The organism is Wolbachia endosymbiont of Ceratosolen solmsi, assembly GCF_017869155.1.
Taxonomy (GTDB): Bacteria; Pseudomonadota; Alphaproteobacteria; order Rickettsiales; family Anaplasmataceae; genus Wolbachia; species Wolbachia pipientis.
In genome coordinates, this window is sequence record NZ_CP054598.1 from 918,495 (window position 1) to 938,578 (window position 20,084).

Annotated in this window: 16 protein-coding genes, 1 tRNA gene and 3 pseudogenes; 6 read left to right on the plus strand and 14 right to left on the minus strand. The window is 34.9% G+C overall.

What is annotated here, in order from left to right; translation table 11 throughout:
• Positions 1-27: 27 nt before the first annotated feature.
• Together tatA and HUB95_RS04520 are read right to left on the minus strand one after the other, a co-directional pair.
• Positions 28-195: a twin-arginine translocase TatA gene (tatA, locus tag HUB95_RS04515; protein ID WP_006013840.1), complete on the minus strand. Its 168-nt coding sequence runs from the start codon at positions 193-195 to the stop codon at positions 28-30.
• Between the two features lie 128 nt (positions 196-323).
• Positions 324-1,097, minus strand: a complete 774-nt coding sequence (locus HUB95_RS04520) for an ABC transporter ATP-binding protein (protein ID WP_209452353.1) — start codon at positions 1,095-1,097, stop codon at positions 324-326.
• Between the two features lie 147 nt (positions 1,098-1,244).
• Here HUB95_RS04520 and HUB95_RS04525 point away from each other — a divergent pair.
• Positions 1,245-1,321 (plus strand) — tRNA-Arg (locus tag HUB95_RS04525).
• A gap of 94 nt (positions 1,322-1,415) precedes the next feature.
• Here the strand turns inward: HUB95_RS04525 and uvrC are convergent.
• The 10 genes and pseudogenes from uvrC to def all read right to left on the minus strand — a co-directional run bounded on the left by uvrC (position 1,416) and on the right by def (position 13,685).
• Positions 1,416-3,231: pseudogene (gene uvrC, locus HUB95_RS06435) on the minus strand (excinuclease ABC subunit UvrC).
• Positions 3,215-5,332, minus strand: a complete 2,118-nt coding sequence (glyS, locus tag HUB95_RS04535) for a glycine--tRNA ligase subunit beta (RefSeq protein ID WP_015588799.1) — start codon at positions 5,330-5,332, stop codon at positions 3,215-3,217. The pseudogene uvrC and the gene glyS overlap by 17 nt, the downstream one beginning before the upstream one ends.
• A gap of 3 nt (positions 5,333-5,335) precedes the next feature.
• Positions 5,336-6,175, minus strand: a complete 840-nt coding sequence (locus tag HUB95_RS04540; protein ID WP_209452354.1) for a glycine--tRNA ligase subunit alpha — start codon at positions 6,173-6,175, stop codon at positions 5,336-5,338.
• A gap of 44 nt (positions 6,176-6,219) precedes the next feature.
• Positions 6,220-6,978 carry a phosphatidylglycerophosphatase gene (locus tag HUB95_RS04545; RefSeq protein WP_138265045.1) on the minus strand — a complete coding sequence of 253 codons (759 nt, stop codon included), beginning with the start codon at positions 6,976-6,978 and terminating at the stop codon, positions 6,220-6,222.
• Between the two features lie 146 nt (positions 6,979-7,124).
• Positions 7,125-8,120, minus strand: a complete 996-nt coding sequence (gene hemB / locus HUB95_RS04550; protein ID WP_015588802.1) for a porphobilinogen synthase — start codon at positions 8,118-8,120, stop codon at positions 7,125-7,127.
• A complete protein-coding gene (nuoH, locus tag HUB95_RS04555; protein ID WP_015588803.1) occupies positions 8,113-9,138 on the minus strand; it encodes an NADH-quinone oxidoreductase subunit NuoH in 1,026 nt (341 codons plus the stop codon). Before nuoH ends, hemB begins: the two co-directional genes overlap by 8 nt.
• Positions 9,122-11,170, minus strand: a complete 2,049-nt coding sequence (nuoG, locus tag HUB95_RS04560) for an NADH-quinone oxidoreductase subunit NuoG (RefSeq protein WP_209452355.1) — start codon at positions 11,168-11,170, stop codon at positions 9,122-9,124. The genes nuoH and nuoG overlap by 17 nt, the downstream gene beginning before the upstream one ends.
• 5 nt (positions 11,171-11,175) lie before the next feature.
• Entirely contained in the window at positions 11,176-11,388 is a 213-nt protein-coding gene (locus HUB95_RS04565; RefSeq protein WP_006279675.1) for a hypothetical protein, read from the minus strand.
• Between the two features lie 948 nt (positions 11,389-12,336).
• Positions 12,337-13,156: pseudogene (locus HUB95_RS04570) on the minus strand (uracil-DNA glycosylase).
• Positions 13,146-13,685, minus strand: coding sequence for a peptide deformylase (gene def / locus HUB95_RS04575; RefSeq protein ID WP_015588806.1), 540 nt, complete (start codon positions 13,683-13,685; stop codon positions 13,146-13,148). Before def ends, HUB95_RS04570 begins: the two are co-directional and overlap by 11 nt.
• A 138-nt stretch (positions 13,686-13,823) precedes the next feature.
• Between def and ftsA the strand changes: the two genes are divergently transcribed.
• From ftsA to map, 3 genes are all read left to right on the plus strand, one after another.
• Positions 13,824-15,062: a cell division protein FtsA gene (ftsA, locus tag HUB95_RS04580; RefSeq protein WP_209452356.1), complete on the plus strand. Its 1,239-nt coding sequence runs from the start codon at positions 13,824-13,826 to the stop codon at positions 15,060-15,062.
• Positions 15,063-15,103: 41 nt separating this feature from the next.
• Positions 15,104-15,505 carry a nucleoside triphosphate pyrophosphohydrolase gene (locus HUB95_RS04585; protein WP_015588808.1) on the plus strand — a complete coding sequence of 134 codons (402 nt, stop codon included), beginning with the start codon at positions 15,104-15,106 and terminating at the stop codon, positions 15,503-15,505.
• A 149-nt stretch (positions 15,506-15,654) separates the two neighbouring features.
• Positions 15,655-16,437: a type I methionyl aminopeptidase gene (gene map, locus HUB95_RS04590; RefSeq protein WP_141456790.1), complete on the plus strand. Its 783-nt coding sequence runs from the start codon at positions 15,655-15,657 to the stop codon at positions 16,435-16,437.
• 27 nt (positions 16,438-16,464) lie between these two features.
• Here map and HUB95_RS04595 read toward each other — a convergent pair.
• Positions 16,465-17,713: pseudogene (locus tag HUB95_RS04595) on the minus strand (MFS transporter).
• A gap of 219 nt (positions 17,714-17,932) precedes the next feature.
• On the opposite strand from HUB95_RS04595, the gene rsmH reads away from it, so the two are divergent.
• Positions 17,933-18,814 (plus strand): 16S rRNA (cytosine(1402)-N(4))-methyltransferase RsmH, encoded by an 882-nt coding sequence (gene rsmH, locus HUB95_RS04600; RefSeq protein ID WP_209452357.1) that lies wholly within the window; start codon positions 17,933-17,935, stop codon positions 18,812-18,814.
• The gene (gene ftsL / locus HUB95_RS04605; protein ID WP_244662738.1) at positions 18,811-19,074 is read left to right on the plus strand and encodes a cell division protein FtsL; all 264 of its coding nucleotides are present in this window, start codon (positions 18,811-18,813) and stop codon (positions 19,072-19,074) included. The genes rsmH and ftsL overlap by 4 nt, the downstream gene beginning before the upstream one ends.
• A 683-nt stretch (positions 19,075-19,757) precedes the next feature.
• Here ftsL and HUB95_RS04610 read toward each other — a convergent pair.
• The gene (locus HUB95_RS04610) at positions 19,758-20,057 is read right to left on the minus strand and encodes an NADH dehydrogenase ubiquinone Fe-S protein 4 (RefSeq protein ID WP_141456789.1); all 300 of its coding nucleotides are present in this window, start codon (positions 20,055-20,057) and stop codon (positions 19,758-19,760) included.
• Positions 20,058-20,084 lie beyond the last annotated feature (27 nt).

Genomic DNA, 20,084 nt, shown 5'->3' on the forward strand with positions numbered 1-20,084 from the left:
AGGTGCATGTCACGAAGTATGAGGACGCTAACGATCTGGTTCGTTAGACGATAATTTTTCTGAGTCCTTAAGCTCCTGTTTAAGGTTTTTGATGCCTTTTCCTAAATCACCCATAACTTGCGGTAATCTGCCTGCACCAAACAGAACTAAAATTATTATTAAGACTAGAAACAATTGCCATGGTCCTAAACTCATTTTCACCTCCATTTAAAATATTGACCTTTAAATATTAAAACTTGACTGAAGTCAAGTAACACATAGATTATATCACCTTTATTTAATTATAAATCAAGGTTTTTTAATTATTTTATAACAATTCCAGACTAGATTATTTTCTTGCAGCGAATAAGTGGAAACTTTTCGCTTAACTGTAGAGTAGAAGAGAGCTCACTAAAAAACTTTGCTAGCGTATCATCTTGAGGCCTATGGTATATATCGCTAGAAACTCCTGATTGAATAATTTTACCATTTTTCATTACGTAGATAAAATCTGCAACTTTCAATGCTTCTTGCGGGTCATGAGTTACCATTAGCACAGGGATATTTTTACTTCTAAAAAGGGACAATATATGTTGTCTTATTCGGCACTTGAGCAGTATATCTAAATTAGAAAATGGTTCATCTAACAACACAACATCAGGGTTTTGTGCCATCACTCTTGCTATTGCAACTAATTGTTGCTGTCCTCCAGATAAGGCGTTAGGGTACATATTTTCGTATTTTTCTATATTGAGTAACTTCAAAATTTCCAATGCAATTAGGTGCTTTTCTCTCTTGGAAGAGCTGCGGATAGCAAAGGTTATATTTTCTACTACTGTTTTGTGAGGAAATAATGCAGAATGCTGAAAAATCAATCCGATATTTCTATGCTCTATAGCGACTGATGCCTTATTACTTGCAACTAACCTATCATTTATAAAAATAGTTCCATATTTTGGATTTTCTATCCCCGCAATTAATTTCAAAATTGTTGACTTGCCACAGCCAGAATGCCCCAATAAACATGCAACATTTCCTTTCTTTACTTTAATGTTTATATTGCTTAAAGCAAAGTCGTTTTGATTGTTATAGAAATAACCAATATTGTTAACTAGCATTAATCTTACTTAAACCATGTTATTAAATATAATAGCATTATACTCAAGAAGTACAGAAATGTTTTTTGTCGTCATAAATTGGTTATGCAAGAAATCTAGAAAAGAAAGGATTTTTTGCTATAACTTTACATGAATGGTAGGAAACACGGGACTATAGCTCAGCAGGATAGAGCGTTGGACTCCTAATCTGAAGGTCGTGCGTTCGAATCGCACTAGTCCCACCACATTAAATTTCATGGAGATTTTTTTTCACAAATACGCACACCTTTTTTTGCGGTTTTAAGATATAAATTCCCTAATAATAAAACGGGTTTTGTGTCATTCCAGTACTCCTCTCTTATAATTTACGTGTTTAAGAATGACTTCTGCTAAACCTTTACTAATTCCAGGTACGTTTTGAATTTCAGCCAGAGAAGCTTTGCTTATATTTTTCACTGAACCAAAATAAGACATCAACGCTTTTTTTCTTTTGTTGCCAATGCCGGGTATTTTGCTTAATTGTGAAACTATAAACTGTTTATCGCGTTTTTTTCTATGTGAAGTTATCGCAAAACGGTGGGCTTCATTACGCAGCGATTGTAAGTAAAGCATGACTTTGATGTCATTTGCCAGACTGAATTCTTCCCTGCCCAGCATATAAAATCTTTCATTTCCTGCGTTACGATCAGGACCTTTTGCCATACAAGCAAAAGGAACGTTTATATTCAATACTTCCAGTACATTCTGTACTATGGAAACATGTCCTGGTCCACCATCAATCAGTAAAAATCAGGTATTATGCCTTTTATATTGCCGGAGAAACGTCTGGTTAGCACTTCCCTCATCATTTTATAGTCATCGCCTGAAAATTTTTCCTTTATAGTAAATTTTCTGTACTCACTTTTTAAAAAACCCTCCTGCCCTGCAACAACCATTACACCAATTTGTTGGTTTCCAAATATATGGCTATTGTCATAAACCTCAATACGCTTTGGAATATTTGGTAACAAGAAGATTTTGCTAAGCTCCTCAAGCTTTTCTAGGTTATTTCTATAATCGATAAGCTTCTGCTCTAAGCTATGCTGAGAGTTATCATAAACAAATTTCAATAAATCACGCTCTTTTTTATTCTTTGCATGCAGAACTTTTACTGGCTTTTGAGCAACCTTATATAGTGCTTGTTCTATAATTTCCTTATCCACAATAGAATCTGGAACGTAAATTTGTATTGGAGGTATGTTAGCTGAATTATAAAAATTGACCAAAAAGGTGGAAAAATTTCATCATTTGAGTGATCACCACAGTTCTCGGCAAAGTAAGGAGTGCTGCCGTAGTTGTCTTTATTTCTGAACGATAACACACTAATACATGCTAGATCCTCTTCACGTACAATACTGAAGAAATCTGCATCTTTTTCAAAAGAAAAATCCGTGTGCTGTATTTGAATTTGCTCAAGAAACTTTACCCGATCTCTATATATAGCAGCAAGCTCATAGTTTTCTTCACTGCTGCACTTTCTCATTGTGAAAAGTAACTGTTCTTTCACTTCCTTATTTCTTCCAAGCAATGTATTTCGTGCCTGTTTTACTGATTGGCAGTAGTCGTCTTTTGTGATTTTGTTTATGCATGGTGCTGAGCAGCGCTTAATTTGATATTCAATACATGGTCTTTTTGTTGAGGAAAAGTATTGATCTGAACATACTCTTAGGAGAAAAGCTTTTTGCAATGACAATATAGTTTGCTTAACAGCAGCGGCAGATGTAAAGGGACCATAATAATGAAACTCATTTTTCTTAAATTTGCCTCTATATTTTGCTATTCTTGGATAATCGTGCTTGGAAATTGTTATATAAGGATAAAATTTTCCATCCTTGAGCACAATATTATAAAGTGGTTTCAATGATTTTATTAGCTGTGCTTCAAGAAGCAGTGCTTCGATTTCATTCTCAGTGATGAATATTTCAACCTTAATAACCTGTAAGAGCATAACTCTAATTCGTTCAGAAAGGTTTTCGAATTTAAGGTAGTCGGATAATCTCGACTTTAAGTTTTTTGCTTTTCCAACATATAAAACTTTATTCTTATCTCCAACCATCTTATACACGCCACAGGACTGTGGAGATGATTTGATTTGTTCTTTATATTGCCTGAGCATTTATCCATTGCTTAACCTGTATGAGGTTAAAATCTGCTACTAAATGAAAGATGGAAACTACATTTTCAAGCAAAGATAATCTGTTTCTCCTCAGTTTATCAGAATCACAGTTAATCTTTACACTGTCCATAAACTGATTGATAAACGGAGCAAAACCAGCAAGTTCATCAAGTGCTACATTAAAGTGGTTATTTTTTATCGCTTGTTTTATGTTTTTACAAGCAGTTATAGCACAATTTGATAGCGCAATTTCTTCACTTTCAATCAAAAACCTCTTACCGTAAGATGCACTATAAGTAGTGCCATCACTTTTTCTTACTTTGCTCATCATGTTACTGACTCTTTTGTAAGTGCTTAGAATCTGTTCACCTTCTGGCGTACTAAGATAACGATCCAATATAACAGTTTGCTTTTCTGCTGTCAGCAGATCATTAATATCGATTTTATATAGTATTGAATCTACGACATCTTGTCTTATATCTCTATTTTTTAAAATAACCTTGAATCTTTCTAAGCAGAATTTAAATACTAATTCTGAAATTTGTTTTCTATTTGGCTTATCAGCTGACGTTGTATTTTTATTAAATAGAAGTTTTGAATATAAAGATACTGACTTGTCTATCAATAGCCTAATTGGAACATGCAAATTATTTTCAAGTATTGTCCTAATTATACCAATTGTCATTCTCCGCAAACTAAATTGATCATACGAACCAGAGATTTTTTCACCTGCTGCAATTAAACCAACTAAGCTATCCACTTTGTCTGCAATTGACACAGCAATTGCTGAAGGGGATTTAGGGCATTCTTGCTCCGATCTGATTGGCTTATAGTGTTCAGTTATAGCTTCCACTATTTCTTTATCTTCTTGAAAATAAGAAGCATAATATCCACCCATTACTCCTTGTAATTCTGGAAACTCTCTTACTATCGATGTTGCCAAATCAGCTTTTGCCAAATATGCAGCGCGTTCAACTTTTATCAGCGAAGCATGTGGAATAAATATAGCTATATACTTTGACAGAGCCGTAATACGCTTTACCTTTTCTCCAACGCTGCCAAGAGAAGCATGAAATAATATCGAACCTAATTTTTTGACATAATAATCTAGATTTTCCTTTTTATCTTGAGATATTAAAAATTGGGCATCAGCAAGACGTGCTTCTAATATTCTTTCGTGCCCTTTAACAACTTCACCATTGTTGACGTTGACAACAGTGACAAAGTGTGAAATTCTCTTTCCATTACTTAAAGCAAGGTATTTTTGTTGTGTATTAACTATACTAAGTATTACTTCCTTCGGTAATCCAAATGACTTTTCTTGATTTACTTCACCAAACAGCACGATTGGCCACTCTATAAGCCCTGTCAATTCATTTAGTAAATAATCATTTTTCTCAAGTTGTAAATTCTGCTCTTTTGTGAATTTATTAATCTGATCTAGTATAAATTGCTTTCTTTTGTCCATTTGGAGAATTACACTGTTTTTTTCTAGCAATTCAAAATAGTCTTTAGGTGCTTTAACAGTTAACGCTGTACCACTTGAGAGAAATCGATGGCCATATGTTGTGTTAGATGCTGTGATCCCTGCAAAAGACACAGGTATTATTTCGTCATTTAAAATGCATAAAATGTTTTTAATTGGCCTAACCCACCTTTCTTTTCCTTTGCCCCATCTCATACTTTTTGGCCAAGAGAAATTTTTTAATATTTCTCCTAGTTGATTTTTAAGAAACTCTTGAATGTTAAATGAGCAGCTTTCTCTTTTAATGAAGTAAAAATCCTCATTATTTACTTTTCGAACGAGCAAATCTTCTTCATTTTTCTGATATTTTCTTAAAAAACCTTCGATAGCACTTTTTGGTGCGTTAATGTTTGGTCCCTTAACTTCGTTATTGGAATCCTTTAGCTCCAAAGCATTTATGTTGTCGACAAATAGGGTAATGCGACGTGCTGTTACAAAAACCTCCATTGATGTAAATTTTACATTATTTTTGTTAAAAACATTGGCAATACAGCTCTTAACTTGAGTTACAGCTACATTCTGCATTCTCGGTGGTATTTCTTCTGAAAGGCACTCAAATAACAACTGCAACGACATACGCTATTTACTCATGTACAATTCACAACATTTTTTTGTCAGCTCTCTAACTCTACCAATATAAGCTGTACGTTCATTCACACCAAGCACACCTCTTGCATTAAGCAGATTAAGTAGGTGACTAGTTTTAATACATTGGTCATAAGCTGCCATTGGTAGCTCCTTTTCAATAAGGAACTTGCACAATTTTTCCGTATCTTCGAATTGCTGCTGTACCACTTTAGTATCATAATAATCTAATGCTAGATAAGAAAATTCATATTCTCTTTGTTTAAAAATATTTCCGTAAGTTACACCGTTATCGTTCCAAATTATATCGTAAACATTATCTACACCTTGTATGCACATTGCTAAACGTTCCAACCCATATGCCACCTCACCAGGAATCATCTTGCAGTCAATCCCTCCAACTTGCTGTATATAAGTAAGCTGTGTTACTTCCATTCCATTGCATGTAACTTCCCATCCAAGTCCTGATGCACCAACACTTGGGTTTTCCCAATCATCTTCAACAAACTTAATATCATATTTTTCTGTAGATATGCCAAGAACTTTTAAGCTATCTAAATAGACGTCTTGTAAATTATTACCAGATGGCTTTATTATAACTTGATATTGGTAATGTTGATACAAACGATTAGGATTATCACTATAGCGCCCATCTGCTGGCCTAATTACTGGTTGTAGATATGCAATTTTTGCCGGTTTTGTATCAATTGCAGACATAATTGTTGCAGGATGTAATGTGCCAGCACCAACTTCAGATGTGTATGAGTGAAGTATAACACATCCTTCACTAGCCCAAAAATCTTGTAACTCTTTTATTATACTTTGTAAGTTCACACAAATTTCACACTTTTTATACTAAATATATAAATAAATAAGTACTATTCAATACCTATTTTTTTAACAGTATCATGTAAATAATCACCTAAAACTGCTGAACTTTCCCTCACATACTGAATTATGCTTTTATTTAGGACAATTGCATCATGCATAGTTAAATCGCAGAATATAAATGCTGTTAAATACAGTAAAATCACCGCATAAAATGTGTGAAAAATCCCCTCAAATGTAATTGACATTGCATTATTATAGCTGAGCTGTATTGAACTTATTGGCCATGGTTTTATCACTTCTACGACATTAAAAAATACGTAAGGTATCATAAGAAAAAAGAAAAAGTGCATAAAATCATTAAACCAAAATGGGCATTGAAACATCTGCTTACATATATTCCCATAGAGTTTACTTACAGCATAATAAATCGACATCATTGCCGGCATTGAAAGTGCTACAGTCAGTACTTGCCCTGACGCTATTTGTATTACTATTTCTTCACCACTGTTTGCTGAAGGGTCTTGAGCATGAAAAATAAATATTCCAATTAATTGCATTACTAACATAACTATTGCCAATTTTGTAAAAACAGCAGCTACGACTATTCCTGAGTCTGGCATTTTATATAGTAAGTATTCGCCTCCATATGTAAGAATTAATATAACATCGACAATAAATAATATTAAAAAAGAAGACCAATAGTTCTGCCAACTTGGTAAATATCCTATTCCTAAAAGAGAGCTTACTGTTTTAGCAGGAAAAACCTTGCCTAGCATCTTCCCCAAAAATTTAAAAAAAATCCCCATGTTCTAAGTAACACTTGGTTTATATTATTTATAATACTGTATTGTAATAGACTTATCAATAGCTTAAAACATGTATTGGAAGATTTTAGGTAATATGCAGCAACAGTAGAAGAACGTGCGCCAAAAATTTAATAATTTTATAGGGCTTATGCACTTAAATTTTTTGCAATATCAAGTGCAGCGTAAGTGAATATTGCACTTGCACCCGCACGTTTGAAACCAATCAAAGATTCATAAATCACCTTGTCATAATCTAGCCAGCCATTATTTGCAGCAGCTTTTATCATTGCGTACTCACCGCTTACTTGGTAAGCAAAAATCGGAAAATTAAACTTATCACTTGCTGTTTTGATAATATCCAAATATGGCATACCTGGTTTAATCATAATAAAATCTGCACCTTCATTTATATCCATTTCAATTTCGCACATTGCTTCGCGCGCATTTTTATAATCCATTTGATAACCACTTTTGTCTATAGAATGTGATAGCCCACATGAACCAACGACTTGCCTGAATGGAGCATAGAAGCTAGAGCAGTATTTTACTGCATAAGATAATATTAATACGTCTTGAAAATTGTTATCATCTAATGATTTTCTGATTCTTCCTATTCTACCATCCATCATATCAGAAGGAGCAACTACATCACATCCTGATGCTGCTAAAGCAAGTGCTTGCTTACATAATATCGACACGGTTTCATCGTTTTCTACATCCATCTGATTATCTTTTAAAATGCCGTCATGGCCGTGAATAGTGTATGGATCCAATGCAATGTCTGCAATAATACCAATTTCAGGTACCTTTAATTTTACAGCACAAATTGCTCTGCAGATTAAGTTGTCAGAATTATATGCTTCCTCAGCGTTTTCAGATTTTAGTTTACTATCAACTACAGGAAAAATTGCAACAGCATTAATTCCTAAATCTTTAGCTTCCTTAACTATAGACACTAATCCATCTATTGAATAACACTTTACATCTGGTAAGCCAGAAATTGGTTCAGTTGTTTCTTCTCTGTCATGAACAAACAGAGGAAGAACCAGATCGTTTACTGATAAACTATTTTCACTTGTTAAATTGCGAACCCATTTGCTCGAGCGCCTGCGTCTTAATCTTGTATTTGGGAAATTAAACATTGGATCCAGGCAAATTCCCAGTAAAGAGCAACACCCCTGAAATGAGTATTACCCAAAGCACCGATATTGGTAGAAATACTTTCCAACCAAGGCGCATTAGCTGATCATATCGATAACGAGGTATTGTTGCTCTAATCCAAATAAATACGAATAAAAGTATAATTATCTTCAAAACGAACCAAATTAAACCTGGAATTTTATAAAGCAAACCAAGTTCTAACGGAGGATACCATCCTCCTAGAAAGAATATCGTCATCATAGCACTTGCTAGAATCATATTTGCATATTCTCCAAGAAAAAAGAGGGCAAAAGGCATGGATGAATATTCAACGTTATATCCAGAGACTAGCTCTGCTTCAGCTTCTGGTAAATCAAATGGGTGACGATTAGTTTCTGCAAGCAAAGAAATAAAAAATATTATTCCTATAGGCATTAGTAGTAAATCAACCCAAAATGGCATATTGTGTTTCGCTACCACCATCTCTCCAAGATTTAATGTTCCAGTGGTAATAACGACTGCAGCAACTATTAAGCCTATTGAAACTTCATATGAAATCATCTGAGCAGCCGACCGTATAGCACCAAGAAATGCATAATTAGAATTGCTTGACCAGCCTGCAATAATTACGCCGTATACTCCCAGCGACGATATAGCTAGCACGTAAAGCACTCCAACATTAATATTTGCTATAACCTTAGGAATAACTACTTGCTGGCCATTTTCTACAATTACTTCAGCACCAAACGGTATAACTGCCCAGGCAATTAATGCCAAGATAAAGGTAAGCATTGGAGCCATAATGAACAGTATGGTGCTCGCTCTAAATGGTATTATCGGCTCTTTAATCAGTAGCTTAATAGCATCTGCAAATGGCTGCAATAGCCCAAAAGGTCCAACTACACTCGGGCCGTGCCTCAGTTGAATTGCAGCAAGGACCTTACGCTCAAAGTATGTCAAATATGCAACTGAAAGTAGTAGCGGTACTAAAATAAATAAAATATTAACTAGCGTGTTCATAAAAAGCTTTAGTACAATCTGCCATTATTTTTGAAGCGCGACTTATTGAATCCGTCATATAAAAATTACACTCCTTTAAAGTAAAAGGTGTATTACTTAAATTTATTTTACCATTGCTGATTGGTACCCATGTGTTTTTTATCACTTGATCAGCATTTCTAAACTGTGGACCGATAGTATCTAATTTTTTTCTCACGTCAAATAAACTATCATATGGTAAGGAGAGATCCAAATATTGCGAGAGATTTTTAATAATTAACCAGTCCTCCTTTGCTTCACCTGGAGGAAATACAGCTAAATTTGTTCTTTGCACTCGACCTTCAGTGTTTACATAAGTTGCATATTTTTCTGTATATGCAGCACCAGGCAAGATAACATCTGCCACATGTGCACCCTTATCACCGTGATGACCTTGATAAATTACAAATGTGTTTTCTAACTTTGATGTGTCAATTTCATCTGCACCAAGAAGATAAACAACTTCTATTTCACCACTTTCTGCATGTTCCAATATTTGATTAATATCCCTTTCGCCTTTTTTAGGAACAAACCCAATATCTAGCCCACCAACTCTTGCTGCAGCTTTATGCAGCATATTAAAGCCATTCCAGTCATCTCTGACCATGTTAAATTTTTCTGCAATTTTGCCAGCTAGAACTAGAACTGATTCAGAATCGTCTCTTACTAATGCATCTTGACCGATAATCAGCATAGGGCTCTGAGCAGCACTCAGCAGCTTACAGAACTTATGATTTCCATTTGCTATTTCACTCAAAATATCAGGATTATCGCCCAATTTCTCAACATGATACAAATATTCAATGTTAGGACCAACACTTGCAACAGGAAAGTTGCCCTGTAAATATCTCTTTCTCAATCTTACGTTAATGATCGGTGCTTCTATCCTTGGGTTTGTATTTATAAGCAGACACAAATCCGCATTCTCTATACCTTCAATAGTGGTATTGAACACATACGATCCACGATTATTTGGTATAAGTTTTGCACCATCCTGCCTGCAATCTATATTTCCCGAGCTGAGCTTCTGCATCATTTCTTTAAGTAGAAGCATAGACTCACAATCTGCTAAATCACCTGCAATTGCAGCTATTTTATTTGATTTTGTATTCTTTAATTTCTTTGCAGCAACAGTTAATGCCTCATTCCAATCAACTGGGGCTAATTTACCATCTTTTTTTATATAAGGTCGATCAAGACGCTGAACTTTTAGTCCATCATAGGCAAAGCGGGTTTTATCTGATATCCATTCTTCATTTACCTCTTCGCTCAGCCTTGGTAATATCCTCATAACCTCCGGGCCACGATAACCAACTCTAATTGCGCTACCCACAGCATCTAGCACATCTATAGTCTCACAATGTGATAGCTCCCATGGACGCGCTGTAAAGGAGTAAGGCTTTGAAGTTAAAGCTCCTACCGGGCAGAGATCTATGATATTTCCAGATAATTCAGAACTAATATGCCTTTTTATGTAAGTACTAATCTCTACATTTTCTCCCCTTCCGATTCCTCCAAGTTCATTTGTACCTGCAACATCAGACAAAAATCTAACACACCGAGTGCAATGAATGCATCGATTCATCGCAGTCTCAATCAGTGGTCCGAAGTGTTTTTTTGGCACAGCCCTCTTATGCTCATCAAGTCTGCTGGTTCCTTTCCCATAAGCCATCGTGATATCTTGCAAATCGCATTCACCACCCTGATCGCAAATTGGGCAATCAAGCGGGTGGTTAATTAGCAAAAACTCAAGCACACCTTCACGTGCTTTTTTAACCTTAGGGGTATCAGTGTGAATAACCATCCCTTCTGCAACTGGCATTGCACAAGAGGCTACTGGTTTTGGAGGTCCACCCTCCACTTCAACCAAACACATTCTGCAGTTACCAGCAATTGCTAAACGCTCATGATAACAAAAACGTGGAATTTCAACGCCCACGACTTCACAAGCTTGAATTATAGTGAGCCCATGCTCTACTTCACATTCCTTAGAATTAATAGTAACTTTAACCACAACTATTATACAGCTTCCCACTTTATAGGATTGCCGCTTACCTCATCTTCAACCAGATTGCCGTTGTCATATTGAGCAGACATATAATTCATGCGCGAATCACGATCTATATATCTAACAGGTTTTACCGGTTTATCTTTATACATTTTTTGCTCAGCTTTCTTACGCTGAGTAGGGTTATTTTTACTAGCTGTCTTTGCTTTCCCACCTGCTGCCATATAAACTCCTAAAAACTTTTCATTCTATTTTAACACTTAAGTATATAGCGTCAATATTTAATAACTTTAAAATTTCAATAGATCTCTTATTATAATCATTTTACAATCATTGTTTAAATAAAAAGTTACCCCTTGATGCCATTCCAGCGCATGACGCACAGCTGTACGAACATTGCAATTTGCAGGCAATTTGCGTGGCAGATTCAAGTAGCTGACACTGGTTTCCATCCAAGACAGCAGTAGCCCTTTCGGTGTTATTTCAGTGCTTGACACTGAAATCCAGGTTTTGATTGGATACTGAGTTGGTAAGCATAAAAGTGTAGCTAACGCGAGCTCTACGTCATACCGCGATTTATTCGCGGTATCTCAGCCGCTAACAAGAGATCCCGCTAACACGTAGCGGGATGACGGTTGTCGTTTAGCTATAAATATTTAAGAAATTTACTAAATGAAAAAAAAGGCAAAAGAAGCCCTGGGGTTATTATCCGCTTTAAAATATTGGCGTTTTTTATGTTTTAAACACTTGACAAGCAAGATTTAGCTGCTTTTAATTGCAACTAACTTACGCTGCAAATGTTTAAGAAATTTACTAAGCAGAAAAAAAGACAAAGAATCCCCGAGTTAGCTAGTCTTTTACTATCTCTGTCGAGTATTGGCATTTTTTGATGTCTTGTAACGCTTTATAAGCGCGTTCAGCTTATTTAGATAAAAATCTAGATGTAGATGAAGTTTTGTAAAGACATACAGTATCTATATACTGCAAAAAATTGAACATAAGACGCCGATACATTAAGTAATCCTTACCTTTTAATCTGCAGATTGGCGAAAGCAAATACAATAGCTTCAGTTTCATGATAAGAGTGCTGGCGGAGTTTGTCAAGGAAGTTTTTTCGTTTCTAACGATTGTTAACATGCTGCAAAAAACTATGCAAGAGGTCTACCACTTTATTAGGTATTTGTGCAGTTATTGGTGTTATCAAGATACTCCCTAATCTTCTTCAAGTCCTCCCAGGCTAAACGTTTTTGTGCCGGTTGGCGAAGTAGGTAAGCTGGATGAAATATAGCGGCTGTGGTGATTGAATTGGACAAATATTGGTTAGTGTACGTATGAAATCTGCCACGCAAATTCGATATAGTTTTTGTGCTGTCAAGAAGGCTATAACATGCGATTCCCCCGACCAAAATTAAAATTTGTGGTGAAACTAGTGCAACGTGTTTTTCGACAAATGGTCTGCACATATCAAGCTCTAGGTCGGTTGGCTTTCTATTGCCAGGTGGGCGCCAAAATACGGTATTGCTTATATAAACTTTGGTGCGATCAAGATTGATTGCATTTAACATTTTATCGAGCAACATTCCACTTGCACCACAAAATGGTATGCCTTGAAGGTCTTCATTTGCTCCTGGAGCTTCACCAACGAGCATAATTTTTGCATTTGGATTACCATCGGAAAAGACAGTATTAGTTGCAGTTTTTTTTATCTCACAACCTTCAAATGACTTTACTGCACTTCTTAATTCATCCACACTACCACATTTACCTGCAAGTTTCCTTGCTTCAATTATCCAATCACTTGGAAACATGTCTTTTCCATCTTTAGTGTCACCCCAGCGCGTATCTGCATCTTTCTTCTGGGTCCCAGTTTGGATAACAGAGGGTTGCACACTCTCTTTGCTCTCCAATTTTTTCCTCTTCACCCTCCATTAGTGTGCAATCAACGCCCACTTCATGGTAAAATTTTAATAATTCTAGGTCTTTATTGCTCATATTGCTTTTTAATCTTTTGTGCTTTTGTCATCGCCATATCATACTTTAATTTAGATAAATGTCTAATATATAATATGCCGTTTAAGTGATCTAATTCATGCTGAATACACCTTGCAAGCCAACCACTAGCTTTTAGTGTTTGTTCTTCATTATCTAAGTCTTTATATTTCACAGTTAGATACTTTGGACGCTTAATTTCATGACTTTGCTCTGGAATTGAAAGGCATCCTTCCTTGAGAATTACTTGTTCATCGGATAATTCTGTAATCTCAGGATTAATCATGTAAAATTTGCCAGTTGAGCCATATCCTGCTGGCTCATTTTCAATTGTTTCTAGCTGAATATCCATAACAAAAATTCTCTTTAACACTCCAACTTGCACTGCAGCAAGGCCAAGACCTTCTGCATCATACATAGTTTCGAACATGTCGTTTACTAATTCTTTAATTTTATCGTTTATATCTGTTACTTCACTGGCACGTGTGATTAGTCTTTCATCAGGGGCAATTACAATTGGTAATATGGACATAAAAATTATCATTCTATGTTTTACTTTTCCTTTTGTCCAGAATTTAGTGTATATTAAAATGTTGCTATATCTATAATAGAAATATAAATTATTAAAGAAAGCTACAATTTAAATGAAATTGCGTAATAAGGTTAACTAATGTACTCTGCAGTAATAGCAAAACCAAAGAGAAATGTTTTTGCTGTTTTAGACATAGGTACAACAAAAATTATCTGTCTAATCGTTAAGATAAATGGCAACTTCAGCTATAAAGTAACAGGAACGGGTTATAAGATTGCAGAAGGTGTAAACGGTGGATCAATAACTAATGTAAAACACGCAAATTACTCCATCTCATCAACTATAGGTTTAACTGAACAAGTATCAGAAGAAACCATAGATCAGATATATGTGAACATTGCTGGATGTGGCATCTCATCTTTCAATGTACATAATGAAATTATTGCAGCTAACCATGAGATTTCTGAGCGTGATATAAGACGTTTAGTTTTTCAAACATTTGAGAAATATATTGAAGACAATGTTATCATTCACAATATACCACTAAAATATCACTTAGATGACATGACTGACATAAAAGAAGTTGGTGGATTGTACGGAAAAAGACTATCTGCTGATGTTAATGTTGTCACTGCTTCGCGTCCAGCGCTTACCAATATTGAAAACTGTATTACCAATAATGGTGGATTAAATATGGCAGGTTGTATTGCTTCTGCATATTCTGCAGGTCTTGCGTGTCTCAGTGAAGATGAAAAAGAGCTCGGGACTGCTATTGTTGATATAGGCGGTGGGTGCACTGCAATTGGAATTTTCAAAAGAGGGAAACTTGTGTATGCAAGCAGCGTTCCAATTGGTGGCGTTCATATCACTCGAGATATTGCTTACGGGCTATGCACAAGCATAGAACGTGCAGAGTATATAAAAATACTGTATGGTAGCACTATCGTAACTTCAATAGATGAGAACGAATATATTACAGTCCAAAATAGTGAAAATGATGAACCTACTCAAGTATTCAAATCTGAGCTTATTAACATCATAAGACCAAGAGTTGAAGAAATACTTGAAATGGTAAGAGAGCAATTTCAAGAGCAGAAAGATCCAATTAATAAAGTAGTGATCACAGGTGGAACTAGTCAACTTACAAGCATGAAGGAAATTGCAGGCTATATATTCAATAAACAAGTTCGAATTGGGTCCCCTGAATCTCTCAGTGGCCTTGATGGCGAATATGATAAAAATCCTGTATTTTCTGCTGCTATAGGTTCTATAAAGCTAATAGTTGACACTTTTTATAAAAATAACTCTGGTATGTTAGGACAAGATGGTAAAATGAGTAAATTGTATAATTGGGTTAAATCAAAAGTTACAGTTTAATTTTACTGAATGAAATTCTTATATCTATCAAAGGAAACATTATGAATAAAAAACATTGTTTCAAAATTAATAAATTGGTTCGTGATCATACAACTGAAATTATACGTTCCCATGGAATTATTGTTTATGAGAGGGTGATGGAAAAAGATGAATACATTGAACGTCTCAAAGATAAACTTTTAGAAGAAGCAAAGGAAGTTATTGCCTCTAAAACTCCAGATGAAAATCTTGAAGAGTTAGCCGATTTACTTGAGGTCATACATGCATTAGGCAAAGAAAGTGGACTATCAATAGAACAAATTGAAGAAAAGCGTATCTCTAAAAAACAAGAGAGAGGTGGTTTTGAGAATCGTATCTATAATACTTACATTGAGGTGAATTCTAAGAGCATCGATTACTATCACAAAAAACCTTCAGATTATCCTGAGATAATAGTTGTATAGTTCAGATTATTAAATAGACTTCTTGCTTGACCACCTTTCATACAAATGACTTGACGCTAGGATCCATAGGGCTTATTTTCATAATACGCAAAGTTATTACATTTATGTACTGCAAGTAAGCGTACCAATTATAATAAGACATGGAAAATATGAACATAACTATACACTCACAAGAAGATTTTGAATTTATGCGCAAGGCTGGCAGGCTTGCTGCTGAAACTCTTGATTTCATTGCACCGTACGTAAAGGTAGGGGTGACAACTAATGAATTAAATGATCTATGCCATGACTTTATAATTAATGCAGGTGCAATTCCAGCACCACTAAACTATAGGGGGTATCCAAAATCAATTTGCACTTCAAAAAATGCAGTTGTGTGCCATGGTGTTCCCGATGATAAACCGCTTAAAGATGGAGATATTTTAAATATTGATGTCACGGTGATTTTAAATGGTTGGCATGGTGATACAAGTCGCATGTTTTGGGTTGGCAAACCATCAATCAAAGCAAAACGTTTATGTGATGCTACTTATAATGCGTTGATGGAAGCAATCAAACAAGTTAAGCCCGGCAATAAGTTAAATGAAATAGGGCTTGCTATAGAGAAATATATTAGAGATTTTGGATATTCTATCGTACGCAGCTACTGCGGACATGGTATAGGAAAAGTCTTTCATGCTCCACCAAATGTAGTGCATTTCTATGATCAAGATGAAGATCTTGTCTTAAAGGAAGGTATGTTTTTTACAATAGAGCCAATGATTAATGCTGGAAAACATGAGACTCTGCTCAGTAAACTCGATGACTGGACAGTAACAACACGCGATCTTTCACTTTCTGCTCAATTTGAGCATACACTTGGAGTGACAAAAGATGGTGCTGAAATATTCACATTATCACCTAAGAATTGGCATTTCCCACCTTATAATTAGATTTTTTTAAATTCTGCTATACTGCAACTATACTTGGTTTACTTTGGGTGATTTTGAAGAAAGCTCACCCTTAATTTGCGATATAGCAACTAGCCCAATTAATGCACAGAAAATCATGTAAAAACTAGCTGAAGTCTCTTGTCCTGTAACCTTGATAATTGTTGTGCATATAAATGGTGCAAGGCCGCCAAAAAATCCAGCAGCTATATTTCTTGATAAACCAAATCCACTGTACCGAACCTTTGTTGGAAATAATTCGCACATAAGTGCACTGACAGGACCAAGCGATGCAGCTATTGGAATTATAAAAGAGAATGTGTGCCAGCAAGTAATTGCTACTACATAACATTGAAAAAACTGGATAACTCACTATTACAAAAGCTATAAATGCAAACTTCATAACTTTTTCTCTTCCTACCTTATCAGAAAGTATTGCAAACAATACTGTCAATCCTCCGAGCGCAATTTGACTCAGTATTTCCACTATATGATTAAAATGAGTATTTACTGTTAATATTTTATTCGTAAGCACATTGAAAAATACCAGATATATGTAAAGAGATGAGTTTTCAACTATATCAACCCCAACTGATATCAGAAAAGGTTTTTTATAGCTATTTAATAACTCTTTTAATGGCAATTTAGATGGATTTTTCTGTCTTTTATACTCTGGGCTTTCATCAAGTATATATCTCATATATATGCTAATTAATCCCATTGCTAAACTGAAAATGAAAGGTAATCTCCACCCCCAAGATTCAAAATCAGATACTTTTTTGCATATGAGTACCGCTATCAAGCTTAATACTGAACCAAAAATTGCGCTTAATACTTCAATGCTGCCAAAAAATCCTTTTTTGTTTTTAGGAGCATGTTCTATTAAAAATGGTGCATTTCCTGCTTCTCCTCCAAGAGATATACCCTGCAATAACCTTAAACAAACTACCAGCATTGATGCTAGTATTCCAATGCTTTGATAACCTGGAACAAAAGCAATTAATACGGTTGATAGAGTCATTAATATAATCGAGAGCAATAAGGCAACTCTTCTGCCATGCTTATCACCAATGTGACCAAATATAGCAGCACCGACTGGTCTCATTAAGAAACCCACTGCAAACACTCCAAAAGCTTTCAATACGCTGGTTAGTTGATCATCCGATGGAAAAAACACACTACCTATTATGTTTATTAAGTGGCCAAAAAGCATGTGGTCATACCACAATAAAGTGTTACAAATCAAACTTGAAAATATTACTTTTGTTATTTGCTGCATAATTTTCTATAGTTTGTTTAGTATTTAGTAATATACATTACTTTTTTTATATAATAGAAAAATTTGAACATCATATTAATAATAGCATCTTATTAAATCTTAATATTTTTATATCATTGACTATATTCAAGTGTTTTTATATTATTGCCTATATACTTCCATATGTTTTAGTGGGAAGTTATTTTTATTTGTATGCACAGAGTCTCTTGATGGAGCACTATGACACACACTTCAGTTTTGTTAAAAGAGATGCTATCACTACTATCACCGCAGGATGATGGTATATATGTGGACGCCACATTTGGAGCTGGAGGGTATAGCAAAGCAATATTGGAGTCAGCTGATTGCAAAGTATATGCAATTGATAGAGATGAAACGGTAACTAAGTTTTATGATGATTTAAGCATTAGATATCCCGATAGAATAAAACTATTTATTGAGAAGTTTAGTAATGTTAAAAATTTATTAGATAGCAACAATATTGAAGGTATCGATGGAATAGTTTTTGACATCGGAGTTTCATCTATGCAGCTTGATAACGGAGATAGAGGGTTCTCATTTTTACATGATGGTCCACTCGATATGAGTATGGATAACTCTTCTTATATAAACGCTTCAACGTTTGTTAACGCTTTACGCGAAGAAGAAATCGCAAATACTATATATAACTACGGAGGCGAACGTCATTCTCGCAAAATCGCAAGAGCAATAGTAAATGCACGGAAGAAGAAAACTATCAAAACTACATTTGAGCTTGCGGATATTGTACGTTCTGTGGTGTTTCGTGGAAAAAGCAAAATTGATCCTGCAACCAGAACATTTCAGGCAATCAGAATATGGGTAAACGATGAGCTGGGAGAACTTGAAAAGGGCATTAAAGCTGCATCTGAGATTTTAAGTGAGAATGGCAAATTAATTGTCGTCACCTTTCATTCCTTAGAAGATCGTATAGTCAAAACTTTTTTTAAAGATTTATGTGCTACTGATTGCAAGACATTCTCTCTTCTAAATAAAAAAGTGATCGAAGCAAGTATAGAAGAAGTAAGTGCAAATCCGCGTTCACGCTCAGCAAAACTAAGAGCTATACAGAGGTTGTCATGAGAACTTTCTGCATCATCTCAATAGTTATGTTTTTTCTTAGCATTGTAGGACTATTTAAGGTAAAATTACATGTTCAGTCATTAAATAGAGAGCTAATAAAAATAAAAAGTGAAATTAATTTAGTGCAAAGTGATATGAAAGTTTTACAAGCAGAATGGAGCTATTTGAATAATCCAAAAAGGCTTGCAAGTCTTGTAAAGAAATACCTGAAAAATAACTCTTTAATACTGGCTAGCCAGGTTAAAATCTTGACTCTTTAAATGGCCGCAGTGTGCTAGCACAACTTAAAATCCATGATCAACAGTGAGATTAAGTCTTATTTTTTACAGATGAGCACATCACAATAAAACTTACTTTGTATCCGTTCAGGATAGCGGCAAGGTAGTATAACCATAGAGTAAAAGTGAGTTTACAACAAATGGTGTCATCCCAGTGCTTGACACTGGGATCCAGCCTTTCCATAATCATCAAAAACATTGTATTTTAACGTAAAACAGCTATTTTTATGCTTACCAACTTAATAAAATTCCTGGATCCCAGTGGGCTTTGTTGCATCGCTAGCTATGATGGATTAAAGATAAAAAAGATAGCGAATATCAGTAGCTTATTATTCTGGTATTTATAACAAGAACGGTCAGTGAATACCTAAATTTGAGTAAAAGAAATTTCACTACCACTCACTAATCTGGCTAAAATTCAAGAATTTCAATGCTTTAGCTATTTTCAATAGAATTAAATTTATTAATATAAATAACAAATTACTATTCTTAAATTTGATCAGATTGATTGCAAAAAAACAAGATTTTCAATAGGTTGCTTATAATCCTAACTATAGTTAGCCTTTCATAAGTAGCGATGCAACAAAGCCATCCCAGTGTCTGGGCACTGGGATGACAAAGGAGAGCAGTGTCAGCTACTTGCATAACACCATTTGTTGTGCAACTTACTTTAGTATGAAATTGCTTGCGTAAGATTTTGGCAGCCTCTTAACATTTTTTGGCATTTCAATTATGTATTTAACGTTGCGTTTTTTTGCGTAGAATACTGCTTTTTCACGAGAATCAAACTTTAATACAATCTGTTTTTTTGGATCTTTTGAGCCAACCCACCCCATTAAAGGTTCAATGTAGTAAGAGCCAGATTCAATTTTCAGGTGCCAGAAATTTGTATTACCTAAACCAGATTGTGTTGCAGTTTTTGTTGGTTTATAAATCCTAAAAACTACTTTATCATCAATGCCCATAGTTCTTGTTAAATAAGCTTAAATATA